This window comes from Rhodococcus sp. NPDC055024, from assembly GCF_053608585.1.
Map to the genome: position 1 here is coordinate 39,167 of NZ_JBSGVT010000011.1, position 13,370 is coordinate 52,536.

11 protein-coding genes and 1 pseudogene are annotated in these 13,370 nt (G+C 58.3%); 4 read left to right on the top strand and 8 right to left on the bottom strand.

Annotated elements, in window-relative coordinates:
• Nucleotides 1-13 precede the first annotated feature (13 nt).
• Nucleotides 14-982, top strand: coding sequence for a hypothetical protein (locus tag ACWF6P_RS22005; protein WP_452622618.1), 969 nt, complete (start codon nucleotides 14-16; stop codon nucleotides 980-982).
• 292 nt (nucleotides 983-1,274) lie between these two features.
• Nucleotides 1,275-2,076 (top strand): annotated as a pseudogene (locus ACWF6P_RS22010) (IS630 family transposase); the annotation flags it as partial.
• A gap of 29 nt (nucleotides 2,077-2,105) precedes the next feature.
• Here the strand turns inward: ACWF6P_RS22010 and ACWF6P_RS22015 are convergent.
• Both ACWF6P_RS22015 and ACWF6P_RS22020 read right to left on the bottom strand, forming a co-directional pair.
• A complete protein-coding gene (locus ACWF6P_RS22015) occupies nucleotides 2,106-2,984 on the bottom strand; it encodes a PaaX family transcriptional regulator (RefSeq protein ID WP_452622452.1) in 879 nt (292 codons plus the stop codon).
• Between the two features lie 96 nt (nucleotides 2,985-3,080).
• Nucleotides 3,081-5,102 (bottom strand): oxidoreductase, encoded by a 2,022-nt coding sequence (locus ACWF6P_RS22020; RefSeq protein WP_452622453.1) that lies wholly within the window; start codon nucleotides 5,100-5,102, stop codon nucleotides 3,081-3,083.
• 292 nt (nucleotides 5,103-5,394) lie between these two features.
• Here ACWF6P_RS22020 and ACWF6P_RS22025 point away from each other — a divergent pair, with 292 nt between their 5' ends.
• Together ACWF6P_RS22025 and ACWF6P_RS22030 are read left to right on the top strand one after the other, a co-directional pair.
• A complete protein-coding gene (locus tag ACWF6P_RS22025) occupies nucleotides 5,395-6,054 on the top strand; it encodes an SDR family NAD(P)-dependent oxidoreductase (protein WP_452622454.1) in 660 nt (219 codons plus the stop codon).
• Between the two features lie 46 nt (nucleotides 6,055-6,100).
• Nucleotides 6,101-6,757, top strand: coding sequence for an SDR family NAD(P)-dependent oxidoreductase (locus ACWF6P_RS22030; protein ID WP_452622455.1), 657 nt, complete (start codon nucleotides 6,101-6,103; stop codon nucleotides 6,755-6,757).
• A gap of 810 nt (nucleotides 6,758-7,567) precedes the next feature.
• Here the strand turns inward: ACWF6P_RS22030 and ACWF6P_RS22035 are convergent.
• From ACWF6P_RS22035 to ACWF6P_RS22060, 6 genes are all read right to left on the bottom strand, one after another.
• Nucleotides 7,568-7,981, bottom strand: a complete 414-nt coding sequence (locus tag ACWF6P_RS22035) for a hypothetical protein (protein ID WP_452622456.1) — start codon at nucleotides 7,979-7,981, stop codon at nucleotides 7,568-7,570.
• Nucleotides 7,982-8,076: 95 nt separating this feature from the next.
• Nucleotides 8,077-8,565, bottom strand: coding sequence for a flavin reductase family protein (locus tag ACWF6P_RS22040; RefSeq protein WP_452622457.1), 489 nt, complete (start codon nucleotides 8,563-8,565; stop codon nucleotides 8,077-8,079).
• A complete protein-coding gene (locus ACWF6P_RS22045; RefSeq protein ID WP_452622458.1) occupies nucleotides 8,562-9,065 on the bottom strand; it encodes an NADPH-dependent FMN reductase in 504 nt (167 codons plus the stop codon). Before ACWF6P_RS22045 ends, ACWF6P_RS22040 begins: the two co-directional genes overlap by 4 nt.
• A gap of 7 nt (nucleotides 9,066-9,072) precedes the next feature.
• A complete protein-coding gene (locus ACWF6P_RS22050; protein WP_452622459.1) occupies nucleotides 9,073-10,194 on the bottom strand; it encodes an LLM class flavin-dependent oxidoreductase in 1,122 nt (373 codons plus the stop codon).
• Nucleotides 10,195-10,272: 78 nt separating this feature from the next.
• On the bottom strand, nucleotides 10,273-11,664 hold the full coding sequence (locus ACWF6P_RS22055) for an amidohydrolase family protein (RefSeq protein ID WP_452622460.1): 1,392 nt from the start codon (nucleotides 11,662-11,664) through the stop codon (nucleotides 10,273-10,275).
• Nucleotides 11,665-12,527: 863 nt separating this feature from the next.
• The gene (locus ACWF6P_RS22060; protein ID WP_452622619.1) at nucleotides 12,528-13,313 is read right to left on the bottom strand and encodes an amino acid ABC transporter ATP-binding protein; all 786 of its coding nucleotides are present in this window, start codon (nucleotides 13,311-13,313) and stop codon (nucleotides 12,528-12,530) included.
• Between the last annotated feature and the right edge of the window lie 57 nt (nucleotides 13,314-13,370).

The following is a 13,370-nucleotide window of genomic DNA, read 5'->3' on the forward strand; positions in this document are numbered from 1 at the left end:
GTTCGTGAAATCGATGCCGGTAGCGCTCGCGCTCGCAGCAGCAACGACGCTGGGCGCCCTCGCCCTGATTCCGACGGCGGAAGCTACGCCGAGCCCGCAGCGCACCGCCGTCGATGCTTCCTCGTGGAGGGCCTTGTGCACTCCGACCGACGAGGGACTCGAGGAGTTGTCAGGCTTGACCGTCGCCGGCGGAAATATGTATGCCATCGGTGACAGCAATTCCGACGACCGTGTGGCAGAACTGGATGCACACTGTCGCGTGAGGCGGTGGATACCCGTCCCTGTGCCGCGAGTCGACGTCGAGGACCTCGCGGCTACCACCGATGGAACTCTCTGGCTCGCCGACATCGGTGACAACAAGGCCAAGCGTTCTACTGTCGCCCTGATTCCGATGACACCCGCGGGTGTCACCTCCGGCGCTCGTCGACTGTCCTATCCGGACGGCGCCCACAACGCCGAGGCACTCCTGCTGACTCGGGCCGAAACACCGATCATCGTGACCAAAGACTTCTCGGGGACCGCCGGAATCTATACCCCCGCAGATGCTCTCACCACTTCCGAGCTTGCCGTCAATACCGTCACAGCGCTCCGCAAAGTCGGGTCAGTGACCATCGCGCCAACGGCGACGCCCGGGGGCTACAAGGGCACGGAGGGCAGCAAAGCCGTGACAGGCGGTGCCGTCAGCGCCGACGGCACCGTGGCGGCACTACGTACTTACTCTGACGTGTACCTCTATTCGGCCCCGGACGGAGACATCGCGTCCGCGTTCACGAGGACCACTCCGGTGCACGTCCCGCTACCCAACCAGCCGCAGGGTGAGGCGATCGCGTTCACCCCGGAAGGTGATCTGATCAGCGGTTCGGAAGCGAACGGCGGCGCCTTGCCACCGCTGTTCGTCTTGCGCGGCGCAACCACGCTCGCCCACTCGGGCGTCGGGGCAGTCGGTTCTCTCGATCGAATTCCCGCGCCGTTCGGATCTTGAGATCCTCCCTCGCTGAACCCCGTCCTGCCAGCAGCGAATTTTCGGTCGCTCCCACTCGCACATTCAGAGCATTAAATGCACCTAGATTGTGCGAGCAGGGCGCCGACTGATATACCAGTTCAAATCTGCACATTGCCGCTGGTGTTTGTAAAGCGGTACCGGGTCAGCAAAGTACCCCTGTCCACACCCATTCATCTGACGATTGGCTGAGCAGGTCCAGTCCACTTGATCGCGTCCCCAACAACGCTAGTGCGGCGTGGGATAAATACTTAGACAGTTGGGTTCGCGATACTTGACCCATTGGAGCACCCGACTGCTGGCCGATCGACTCAAGATCAGCAACAGCACTGTCGCGGAGGCATGGCGTGAGTACGGTGTGCAGCCTTGGCTGCAGTAAAACATTCAAGTTTTCCATCGATCCGGAGTTGATCGCGAAGGTCACCGACATCGTCGGCTTGTACCTGGAGCCACCGGAGAACGCGATCGTGCTGTGCGTGGACGAAAAATCGCAAAATCCAAGCGTTGGATCGGACCGCGCCGACGTTGCCGATGCAGATCAGGATCCCCGAGATGCAAACCCACGACTACGTCCGTCACGGCACGACCACCTTGTTCGCTACGTTGGAGATCGCGACCGGGAAGGTCACCGGGATTTGCCGGCCCCGGCACCGTCACCAGGAGTTTCTGGTGTTCCTCAACACGCTGCGCGGGCATATCCAGACCAGGAACTGCACCTCGTGATGGACAACTACGCCACCCGCAAAAAGCAGGAAGTGCGGGACTGGTTGGCAGCGAACCCGCGAATCCACGTCCACTTCACCCCGACCTCGGCATCGTAGATGAACCTCGTCGAAGTCTGGTTCGGGTTCATCGAACGCCAAGCCATCCACCGCGGCGCATTCCGCAACGTCCGCGAACTCACCACCAAGATTCGGGACTTTATCAACGGATGGAATCCGCGGGCGCAGCCGTTCGTCTGGACGAAAACCACCGACCAAATCCTCGCCAAAAGCCGAACACTCCCATTCGTACGCAGAGGACCAACCCGCCTACTTCAGTCCCGCGTCAGCAACGCTCATACCGACAACACCTAGTTTCCCGGCGAGCCTTGCGACCGACGAGGCTACGTGGCGTTAACCATCTCGTGCGGTTGTCGACTGCCTTCGCAAATTTCCCAAGCGAATTCCATGGCGGCGGGCTCCAGACGCGTTGATAGCTCGCTGAAAAGCTCATTCGCTTGAACCCCTAGCCATCCATTGGGCAAGAGTTCTGGTGGCAGTCCCGGATCCAGGTAGGGCACGGTGCACAGATGGGTGCGGATCCGAACGAAATCAGCAAACGCAGCAGCCGGATCTCGGGTTCGTCGTCGACGCCAGCGGGCGAGAACCGGACGGAACACGCTAATGAAGTCGCTGTACATCGTTTCAAATGCATCCAGATCCCACCATTGCGTGACCTGTTCGGGTTCTGGACGCAATCCCAAGTAGTCGGCGCTGAAGAGGTTGACGTACTTCTCCAACCCGGAATTCTTAAGCATTGAACGGGTTTCGGACTCGACATTGCGCGGAGCGATCCAAACACCCGAACTGACCGTTCCGAATCCGAGCCAAGTCAGTCGCGACCGGATCTGATACCGCTCATCACGCTTAGACTCGGGCACACTGAAAACGACCAGCAACCAGTTGTCGGTCGAGACCGCGCGTGGACGGTCGAAAATCCGTCTGTCGCCCTCGACGAATACCCGGTTTGATTCCTCGGTGACCGTGTAACCTGCTATTCCCTCCATTGAGGCGGGGAGCAGCAGACCTCGGCGCTTGAGGCGAGAAATCGCAGAGCGGACTGCTCGCTCATCGACGGCCAGCGCAGCCATCATCTTCACAAGGTTGGAGATGCTGATCCATCCGCCGATTTCACGCGCGTGCAGTCCGAAAATGGTGACGATGAGAGCACGGGGTGGATACTCGATTGGGTGAGATGGCTGATTCGCGCCTGGCTGCGTCATGGTCGTGAGTATATCGATCGATCACCGCTCGTCACAGGGGAACAATACTCGAGCCGTGCAAGCAGATTCCGTGTCCGGACCTGCACGGCTCGAGCATCAGACCGCGAGCGCGATTCGGTAAGCATCGAGCATTGCGGCATGAACATTCCGGCTCGCCACTGCATCGCCCACACGAAAAAGTTGGTACCTGCCACTCTCGTTGCGTCTGATCGTTTGCTCGCCCCCACGCGCCAACGCTTCCAGGTCGACCTCACCCTGATTGCTCGACCCCTCCAGCAGATCGAAGTACAGATCGTCGACGGGAGATGTGCCATGTTCGACAACCACATTGTCGACGAGGACGTCGGAGTGCCGGCCGGAGTACTCGTTGTACAGATGCGCAACGACGCGCCCCTCGCTCCGCGTCGCCCCAACCAGACGGGTGTTAAATACGACATTCACTTCGCGCTTGTCGAACTCGGCGATATATCCTGGATAGTTCACCCCTCCCACTTCCGCCGCGAAGGTACGGTCGGCGGTGACGTAGGTAACGGCACTCCCTCCTCGGAGCAAGTACTCCGCAGCGTCGAGAGCAGGGTAGGTTCCGTTATCGTCGTAGACCAGAACACTCCCACCCTGGCGGACACTACCGGTAAGCACGTCCCAGGTGTCAGATACCAGGTGTGACCCCGTCGGCAGAAAGTCTATGTTGGGAACGCCGCCTGTGGCGATCACAACGATGTCCGGCGACTCGGCCAGAACGTCGTCGACTTCTGCGTACTGGCCGAGTCGCATGTCCACTCTGAGTCGTTTGCACTCAGCGATTCGCCAATCAACGATCCCTATCAGATCACCGCGTCGAGGCGCCTGTGAGGCGATACGGAGTTGGCCACCCCACTCGTCGGAGGCTTCGAACAGGACCACAGAGTGCCCGCGTTCCGCTAGCACTCTCGCCGCTTCGAGTCCACCGGGCCCACCGCCGACAATGACGGCTCGTCTTCGGTGGGGAACCTTGTCAACAACATGCGGAAGAGATTCTTCGCGCCCGACGGAGACGTTGTGGATGCAGAGCATCGCATGTTCGGCACTGTATCCGGAGTCGATGCAGTAGCTTGCACCAACACAGGGACGAATTGTATCTTCTTCTCCCGCAGCAACTTTTCGCATCAGATACGGGTCTGCAACATTGGCGCGCATCATGCCGACAAGGTCGACCAGCCCATCGTTAATCGCATGCCGCGCGGTAGCTACATCGGCGATTCGCGCAGCGTGGAGTATGGGGACCGAGACCGCCTTACGCACTTCACCGGCTACCTGCAAGTGCGGTGCCGTCAGAGTGCCCATCGGAGGGATCACCTTCGATTGAGCCAGATGACTCCCGATAGATCCCTTGATGACACTGATGAAGTCGATACCTTCGGCAACTACTCGCTGCGCGATCTCAATGCCTTGAAGCAGGTCGATTCCGCCTTCTGCATCCTCGTCGACCGACATCCGGATGCCGACGACGAAGTCCGGGCCGACTGCGGCCCTGACAGCGCGAATGACCGCGAGCGGGAAGCGTAGCCGTCGTTCGCGATCCCCACCCCACTCATCATCGCGGCGATTTGTCAGCGGCGACCAGAATGCATCGAGAAGATGCCCATACGCCTCAAGTTCGACCCCGTCGAGCCCAGCCGCCTTGCAACGTTCGGCAGCCGACGCGTAAGCGTCGATGATCCGGGCGATATCCCATCCTTCGGCCACCTTAGGAAAGGCGCGATTCGCTGGCTCGCGGACCATAGACGGCGCCAGCGCGGGGAGCCAGTCGTTGCCATAGGACGAAGTCCTGCGTCCGAGGTGAGTGACCTGACACATGACCGCCGCACCTTGCTCATGGACGGCATCAACGAGTTCCGCCATGGGCTTCACGATTTCGTCGCGATATAGGGCAAGGTTCCCAAAGGAAGGTGGGCTGTCGGGAGCCACTATGGCACCACCGCCGATCATCGTCATCCCTATGCCGCCTTTCGCCTTTTCAACGTGGTAAGCGCGATAGCGGGAAAGCGGCAACCCCCCCTCCGAGTAGGCGGGTTCATGGGACGTGCTCACAACTCGGTTGCGCAGACGAATATTCCTGATATCGAACGGTTCCAACAACGGATCGATCCTGCGAAGGCTCATGATGCCAATGACTCCTCGTAGTTAACAGATGCACGAATCGGCCGGACGTCCGCTGTGCGTTGACGCCTTTCTGTGTCGATCGTCAAAGATACGCGATGGATGGCATGTTGTCACGCCCCCGCCGGAACATCTATCGCGTCCTCTTGACGGTCGCAACAGATACGGATAACTTCAGATCTGTCAATCGACACGAACCCACAACAGGCGTATCGCTACGTCAGAATCGGCGATACGGGCGGAAAGGACGTAATCAGTGGCTCGGTTATTCATGACCGGCCGATCCGGGAGCATCGGATCTGGCATCAACGCTGCACTCGAAGGCACATACGACGAGGTCGTATCTTTGAGTCACGAGCAGTTCGCCCCGGATGACATCGTCGCGGACTTCACCGACGACGACGCGCTCGTCGCAGCACTCAGCAAAGTGGAAGGCCCTATCGACTCTGTCGTCTTTGCTCACGGCATCGGCAGGCCCGGCACGGCAGCGACCATCTCGCCAGCCGACTGGGAATACCTGCTAAACGTCAATCTCACAAGCATTTTCGTGACCATTCGCGAGCTCATTCCCAAGCTCGCCGAGAATGCGAGCATTGTGATCATTGGGTCCACGGCCGGCATGGACCGAAGCCCCACCAATGGCGTTCACTACACCGTCAGCAAGTGGGGCGTGAACGGTATGGTGCGTCACTTGGCTCACGAACTTGGTCCACAAGGAATACGGATCAACTCGGTTTGCCCTGGATTCGTGGACAATCCGACGGGCCGTGAGGCGTGGACCGATGAGGAGTACGAGGCCCACTTCTCGATGATTCCGCTGGGTCGAGGTGCAGAGTCACGGGAAGTCGCAGGTGCGGTCCAATACCTCTTAAGTGATGAGGCCTCCTACATTACCGGGGCGATCATCCCGGTAACCGGCGGCTGGCTGTAGCCCGTCACCCGAACCCCACCCGACAACTACTTTACCTGGAGATACTGTGCCTCGCCTTCTCATGACCGGCCGTTCGGACATCATAGGTGCCGCGATCGCTGCCGGACTGACAGACAAATTCGACGATGTCATCAACATCGATTCCGAACGGTCCGCGCCCAATGACATCATCGTCGATATGACCGACCACGAGGCGCTCGCACGCGCTGTCGACGCAGTCGAGGGACCTATCGACGGCCTCGTCCTTGCACATCGTATCGGTGATCCAGGCGCCATCGACTCGATGACGTCCACTCAATGGCGACGCACCCTCAATTACAATCTCACTAGCCTTTTCGTGATCATCAGCCGTGCGTTGCCGAAAATGACAAATTCGTCGAGCATCGTTGTCGTCGGATCCACAGCAGGCTTCGATCACAGCGCATACGCGGGCATCGACTACACCGTAAGCCGTTGGGGAACAAATGGGTTGGTTCGGCACTTCGCCGCCGAATTCGGCCCGCAGGGAATCCGCATCAACGCCGTGTGTGTCGGCTGGGTGAACCTCTCGACAGAAAACAAAGACCCAGAAGGCGACTTCTCATCGATTCCGTTGAGGCGACCTGCCCAGCCCAATGAAGTCGGTTCGATGGTCAAGTTTCTTCTGAGTGACGCGTCGTCCTACATGAGCGGCGCCCTGGTTCCGGTGAGTGGCGGTTGGTGAAGATTAACGTCATTTGTCCGACCACTTCGGACAAATGACGTGGGTTTCACACCCACGGCTTCGCTCGGGGCTACACGGATTCGGTTACGCCTTGTCCGTGTAGCCATCGTCCATTCGAAACTATCAAAAAATATCGAGTGTGCACCGCCGGTTAATTTTGCCCACTTGCTGGCACTGACTTCACGCCACTCGGTATCCGCTGCGCGTCAACCGCCGAAAAAATTGCGCAGCCCATCTCGCGTCGTGAGCGTGCGTCGACGGTCGACAACTCTTTTCTAGCCCGCACCCATACGGGTTTTCGTTCGGAACTGCACTCGGTTGACGCATCGGTTGGCTAGCTCGACGACGGTCCGACGAACATGAGCGGGTAGCTACTTCACCATTGTCCGCCCCGGATTAGAAATGTAGGCCGCGGTATGCCTCCGCCCACCGGCAGTCTCTCGAAATCCAATCGGATTTAGGCCACCCCCTACGCCATAGACGTTGTAGGACAATATGTCCCGCAAAAAGTTTCACTCCGATCCAAACTACGGAGTCCTGAACGTCGACACTCCGTAAACATCAGTTCGTTGAGGTATTTGCGGCGACGATCGCGCTGCAGTATCGGTATTGACGTGTGCACTAAAGGCGCGCTGCCTCCTTACTCGAAACCCGTCGCCTGCGCACCGTTGATCAAGAGAAGCGAGTCGAGCAGAGCGGCAACAAATACCGTGAGGTGCCCGACGGAAGGGCCAAGTTACGTCCGTTTTTCAGCGTTACAGAAGTTCCGACAGTACGAAGCCCTGATCGCGGTTGGTGGGCGTCTGCTAGTCAAGCCTTGCCGTCTACCAGTAGGACCTCAAATTGGGGTAAATGTGCCCTCATCAGCGGGAGAACGTCAGAACTGAACAGGTCATCGCCCTCAGGCATGGACAGTAACGGCCTGATAATTACGCTGTCGGCGAGGCTCAACGTGTGCATGTCATTGAGCAAGCCGACCAGTCCCCGAGGAGTCCCCACGTACCGGATCACGTCGGTTGGAACAGCCACCTTGCCAGCCACCAGGCAGGACCGGGCAACCGACACCTCGCGGGCAATCGCTGCAGCTATATAAACTTGGACGCTGACTCCCCGGTGCTCCTGCCGCACCTGCTTCACCTTCCGGGAAAGAACTTCGAGGTCGGTGGCAGTAATCGTAACCGTGTCCATTTCCGTCTCCCGGGTTTCTGCATTCGAGATTTCCACCCACCTGTCCTGGGTCCTCATGGCCCAAACACCGCTCCTGTTTGGGCGACCTATTGACGTCTGCGTGGGGCATGCCCCACGCAGACGTCTGTGTGCTAGGCGAGATTCCTGAACTTACTGCCGTGAAATATGATTGGTTTCGCTGTCGGCCCGCCCACGTCGATTATCTTGTCGACGCGTAGAAGTACGACAGCATGGTCGCCGGCTTCCACTTCACGTTCAACAGAGACATCCAGCCGAAGGCCACAGCCTGATATGAACAGGGCGCCGTTGCCGTGCACCTCAGTTTCGATACCTGTAAACCGGTCCATATCCTTCGAAGCCAGAGCACGGGCGACCTCGCGATGTTCTGAACTCAGCACACTTATCCCTATCTGCGACAGCGCAGCAAGCCGTGGCCACGTCGACGAAGTGTTTTGCACACTGATCGAAACAAGCGGTGGGTTTAGTGAAACCGGTACGAATGTGCTAACGACCATTCCTATAGGTGCTCGGCCATCGTGTCCGCACACGGCGACCACACTGGACGGAATTTGCGAGAACGCGCCACGTAGTGAAGCGCTGTCGAAAATGTCGATTGTCATGATTCCTTCGCTCCCACAGTCGACCGAACGACCGAACCCCAGCGCTCCGCGTAATCCGCGATCCGGGTGTCGGTGTTGTAACTCGAGTCAAGTAAATACAGACCAGGGGCCGGGCAAGTGGCCCCTATTTCAACGAGTACCGGCTTGAGAAGCACGTCGGGAGCCATCGCGTGGGCTGGCCCCGCACCGAGCATGACCGGCACCGCCGTCACATCACGCAGTCCTTCACCGCCCGCAAACTTGTCCAGGAACAGTTTCAGAACACCCGTATATGTTGCCTTGAAAGTGGGGCTGGCGAAGACCACCAGATCGGATGAAGAGACGACATCCACAGCAGCGGCCACAGTTTCATCACCCCAGCCGAGGAGAGCGGGGCCGAGGGTGATCACGTCGACCACCGAGGTAGGCTGCGATCCCGTTAGGGAAGCCGCAACCAAAAGTGCAGCATCGAGAGTGCGTGAGCTGGGCCTAGGATTTCCGACTACCACGGTTGACTTCATTGGGGCCTCACTGCGCCGTTACGGGGGTACGCGCGGCGAAGTTCGTAGTGACACCAAATTCAGGAAGCAGCGGAATTGTGCGAGTAGCAACAGCTTCGAGATCGGAAATGTAGTCGGGGACGGTCAACAGGATTCCGTCCATCCTTCCTTCTTTAACCACGTACGCAATCCGCTCAGCGAGCGTCTCGTACGAGCCGATGAGCGTCCCAGGAAGAACCGGGCTCATCTTCTCTCCCCCTGCGACAGCAAGCGAGGCTGCGCTGAGCTTCGAGAAGTCCTTGTTCTGCTCGTAACCGGACTTCACGTCCTGGAGAGATTCACGATCCGCACCTGCCTCAAGGTGCTCCATCCGAGCCTGCGCGTCGGCGTCCGTCTCACCTGGAATGAGCGAGATGACACCGTAGCATCGAAGCTCTGGGCGCCCAACAGACTCTGCAACTACCTTGACATTTCGTGCCGTCTCGATGGCCTTGGGATCGTCGCCGGCAGCGACGAAGGCAACATTGCAGTTCTCCGCAGCGAAGCGCAACCCGCGCGTCGATGCACCGGCGTTGATGAGCGTCGGCATCTTGGAGGGCTTCGGGCCCATGGTCGCGCCTTCGGTCGAGAAGTAGGAACCGGCATGGTCGAGAACTTCCTTCGTCCACAAACCCTTGATGACGGTGATCCACTCCTCGGCGAGATCGTACTTCTCGTCGTGATTCAGTACGTCGTTCCACATACCTAGATGCGCGAGGTCCGTCTTGCTACCACCGGTGACGACGTTGAGGCCGACCCGACCCGGGCCGATCTGATCGAGCGTGGAAAGCATCTTGGCAATAATCGCCGGCGGGAAAACAGTCGCGTGAGCGGTGCCCCACACGCTGATCCGGCTCGTCGCTTGGAGCAACCCCGCCGATGCAGTTAGCGATTCCAGAGACTCCTGAGAATTGCGGGAGGGGCCCTTGCGCCCGCGCCAGTTCGCGGGGCTGAGAATGAAGTCGAATCCCAGGTTCTCCGCGAGAACGGCAACATCGCGAACGTGCTCGTACGTGCCGGGCGTGTGCGGTACGTTAACGGAGTGAATCCAACCACTGCTCTTGGTGGGCAGGAAGACTCCGGCCTCGATGAAATTAGGCGAGGTGTTCATACCAGAACCTTTCGTGAAGGTGAACGGAAGTAGACGACGAGTACGTCTTGTTTTCTTGTTGAGCACAAATTAGATCGCTTATCGAATAAACCACTTCGGGGTAAGTTCAATCCCAGCACGGTTCATGACACTGCGCCGCGCCTTGAGGGCATCATTCCAAATGCCAATCTCGTTCATATGCACGAGTTTCCGATTCTGGACCAAGACATTTCCCTGTACGACAACGTCCCTGACGCTGGAGGCATCGGCGGAGTATACGAGGTTCGACACTGGATCAAAAAACGGATCGGGTTGCCACGATGGCCCGTCGGTGTCGAGGACCACGATATCGGCCTGCTTGCCAACCTCCAACGACCCAATCCGGTGTTCTTGGTGGATGGCGCGTGCACCGTCGATGGTGGCCATCTCAAGTGCCCTGTGTGCCCCCACGGCAAGCGGATCCACCGCGATGTCCTTATGCACAGTCGCAGCCAGATACATAACGCGAATCATGTCCAGAAATCGACTTACAGCCGCTGCATCGGTGCCGATGCTGACGAGGACGCCGGCATTGAACATTTTCAAGAACCCACCCGAACCAATGGCACCCATGCCGCCCAGCATGCTCGCTGACGGGCAATGGACAACTCTCGTCTCTGTCTCCGCCAAACGGGAGGCTTCTTCGAGGCTGACATGGCCGAGATGCACCAAGGAAATGTTTCCGCTGAGCATCTCCAGTTTGTCAAGTCTTTCGAACGAGCTCAGACCCCAGATCGCGCGACTCTTCTCATCGACTTCTCGATTGGTAATCAGGTGCATCTGTACGATGGTCGAACGCTCGCGTGCCACCTCCGTCATCCGCTGACACAGCGCATCGGAGGTGGTCTGGGCGTCCCGAAGCGAGAAGCTGACACGAAGTCGGTCGTCCTCAGAGCCATTCCACTTCGAGTAGAAGTCCAAGCTTGAAGCGACCGCTTCGTCTGCTGACATCCTGTACTCATCAGGAATCGGTAGGGAGTCCGTGCCTCGATCCTGAGCAGACTGCGCGACCAACCCCCTGATGCCGATATCTCGCGCTGCCGTGATGACAGCCTCCGGAGCGCTCCCACCCGGATCAACAAAGCAAGTCGTCCCCATGAGCAGCATTGAGGCGAATGTTCCCAACGATCCGCTGTAAGCCTCGTCGTGTGAGATCGCACGCTCGAATGGCCAGATACGGTTCGAGAGCCGCCAATAAAGTGGGGCATCGTCCGAAAATCCCTGGCTAAGGAAATGACTCGGATGATTGTGCGAATCGATGAATCCGGGGAGCACCAGCTTCCCGGAGGCGTCGATGCGGCTAGTGGGCCGGTACTTCTCGCGCAGCTCGGCAGCATCACCGATCTCAGTGATGACGCCGCCATTGATCGCAATTGATGCGGACCGCAGGATTTCTCGTTCCGGGTTCACGGTGACGACACATCCGTTTTCGATGACCAGATCGATGTCCATACTTTCCCATCTCTGCTGCCTGCAGCATATCGGCCTGGTTGCCGAATGCTCGAGTCGTCGTTCAGTCAGCGGACCATGTGGCCGCAATAGAGAATCATTTGCCCGCAAGGCGCCAATGGGCGCCGATCTCTCGCCGATCAGTTTCAGCACGAGTCGTCAATGTAAGTGCGCAATGGAAAGCTTGTCGAGAAATCACTAGTCGTTCATACCCTTCGCGATATACATCGATGAATCAGTACGCCACGCCTGTTGATCGGACGACGACGGAGTTGAAAACAACGTCCAACCGAACCCGGCCGACCCAGAACGAGAATAACGCGTCTAACTGACGACCGCAAGAGATACGGCACATCAATGAGGGGTGAGCACTGAAAGTCGTTGCGGCGCGACGGATCGCGTCGGAAAAGGCTCGGCCACCGACGCCGGGCCTGGGGGTGGATAAGAGTTGGATTCCCGAACCACGACCAGGCGCGCATGTCTCGCCCTGGAGTCAAGCCCGGTCCGTTTCAAAGGTGAACTGAACCAACATTTTTGATCTACATGCCACCTTCAGGCAACGCGACACACTTGACGAGAACAGCGCGAGGCGGGGCTGATCAACTCCGATCGAACTCTAGGCTTGATCGCTTCATGGGCCCCGAAAACGAGTCGACGATCGGCACCGCCTCCCTCAACACCCGTTCGTTGCACATCTGTCCGACAAGTACTGCGTTAGTCATATGCCTGCGGCGCGACAGTCACAACTGCACGATGGATTGTCCGGTGGATCACCTACGCTGCGGGCCACCGAGATGCCTCTTCAGCGAAAGGATTGGACGACGGAGCCATCGGCGAACCCAAGGCCGTAGAGGTTTAGAGATCCGCTAGAGGAACCGCTCAAGGAAGGACTGCGTTCGTTGGTGCTGAGGGTTTCCGAACACCTCACTCGGCGGTCCCTGCTCGACCACAACACCGTCGGACATGAACACGATCTCATCGGCGACTTCTCGCGCAAACGCCATTTCGTGGGTAACAACCACCATCGTCATTCCGTCTTCCGACAGTTGCCGCATCACACGGAGAACCTCGCCGACCAACTCTGGGTCCAATGCCGAAGTAGGTTCATCAAAGAGCATCAATTCAGGTTCCATCGCGAGGCCGCGCGCGATGGCGATTCTCTGTTGCTGACCACCAGAGAGAGACGATGGGTAGGCGTCGGCCTTGTCCGGAAGGCCGACCTGCTTTAAGAGGTCTCTCGCACGCACTTTCGCCTCTTCATGCGGGACACCCTTTACCCGTGTGGGACCGAGCGTGATATTTTCAAGCACGGTCATGTGAGGGAAGAGATTGAAGTGCTGGAAAACCATACCGATGTCGGCACGCTGCCTGTTGACCTCCGATTCCCGAAGTTTAATGAGGTGTCCGTTTTCCTCTCGGTACCCCAGCATTCTCCCGTTGAAAAATATTCGTCCCGAATCAATTGTTTCGAGCTGATTCAAACAACGAAGAGCCGTGGATTTACCCGACCCAGAGGGTCCGATCAAGCACAGCGTCTTCCCTCGTTCCACCGAAAGGCTAATTCCTTTCAAGACCTCGTTGTGCCCATAAGACTTCGAGATCCTGTCTGCCACGATTACTCGACTTGGAGCTGCAGATCCCACGTCGTCCAGTTTCGAAGGTCCGGCTGCCGCGATGTCCGCGTTTATCATGTCGCTCCTTGTGGTGTG